Annotated in this window: 2 protein-coding genes; both read left to right on the forward strand. The window is 71.6% G+C overall.

Annotated elements, in window-relative coordinates; translation table 11 throughout:
• Positions 1-899, forward strand: an 899-nt coding sequence (locus P409_RS34225; RefSeq protein ID WP_152613709.1) for a phage portal protein, incomplete at its 5' end; no start/stop codon positions are given.
• Between the two features lie 35 nt (positions 900-934).
• On the forward strand, positions 935-1,430 hold a 496-nt coding region (locus P409_RS34230; protein WP_034849291.1), incomplete at its 3' end, for a DUF2213 domain-containing protein.

Here is a 1,430-nt window from a genome sequence, read left to right on the forward strand (position 1 = left end):
ATCGCTGGGAGATTTCGCCCGGCGAGATCGACCGCGACGTCCTGTCGCCCGGCTTCGGCGAGCCCGGCTGGTACCAGGTCGCATCGGCCGGCGGGTCGGGAGCGGGGCAGGCCGGTGTGCGGCTGCATTCCAGCCGGGTCGTGCGGCTGCCCGGCGCCGAGCTGCCGGATGGGACCGCCGGCGACGGGTGGGGCGACAGCGTGCTGCAGGCGATGATGGACGCGATCCGCCAGGCCGGGCTTGCCGCCCAGGGCGTGGCGACGCTGATCCATGAAGCCAAGCTCGACGTCATCCGCATCCCGCAGCTCACCCAGCACCTCGCGCAGCCCGACTACGCCAGCAAACTCGTCGACCGCTTCACCCTGGCCAACACGATGAAGGGCCTGGTGAATGCCCTGGTGATCGACAAGGAGGAGGAGTGGGACCGCAAGCAGTTGAGCTTCGCCCAGCTGCCCGAGATCATGCAGCAATACCTGCAGATCGCCGCCGGTGCCGCCGACATCCCGGCCACCCGGCTGCTGGGCCAGGCCCCGGCCGGGCTGAACGCGACCGGTGAGGGCGACATCCGCAACTACTACGACCGGATCGCGGCGGAGCAGCGGGTGACGCTGGGTCCGGCGCTGCAGCGGCTGGACGAGGCGCTGATCCTCAGCGCGCTCGGCACCCGGCCACCGGAGATCCGCGCCGAATGGGTGCCTCTGTGGCAGCTCGGGGCCACCGAGGCCGCGACCATCGCCAAGACCAAGGCTGACGCCAGCGCAACCTACGCCGCGGCCGGGCTGATTCCGCCCGGCGTGCTGGCTCGGGCGGTGCGCAACCAGGTGGTCGAGGACGGCACCTATCCCGGCATCGAGGCGGCGTACGCGGCGGCCGGCGAGGGGGCGGAGACGACCGCCTAGCGCCTCTCCGTTTCCAACGCATCCAAGGAGATTCCATGCTCATCACCGATACCGTGACGCTGGTCGGCGACCGGCGCACCACGCAGGACGGCTATCTGGTCGCCGCCGCCCGCATCTCCCGCACCGGCATCCAGACTTACAGCGGCGCCGAGATGGGGCGGACCGGCCTCTCCTCCGTCCGGGTCTGGCGGCCGGAGGAGGAGGTGTTCGCCGCCGACGCGCTGGCGTCGATGGCGCACCGGCCGGTGACCATCGATCATCCGGCCGAAGCCGTGACCTCCGCCAACTGGAAGGCCTTCAGCGTCGGCCAGGTCGGCGGCGAGGTGGCGCGGGACGGCGACTATGTCCGCGTGCCGCTTGTGCTGATGGACCGCGCCGCGATCGACGCCGTCACCGCCGGCAAGCGCCAGCTCAGCGTCGGCTACACCGCCGAGATCGACTGGACCCCCGGCACCACGCCGGCGGGCGAGCCCTATGACGCCGTGCAGCGCCGGATCCGCGCCAATCACTTGGCGGTGGTCGACGCTGCCC

It is taken from the genome of Inquilinus limosus MP06 (genome assembly GCF_000767795.1).
Classification (GTDB): Bacteria; Pseudomonadota; Alphaproteobacteria; order DSM-16000; family Inquilinaceae; genus Inquilinus; species Inquilinus limosus_E.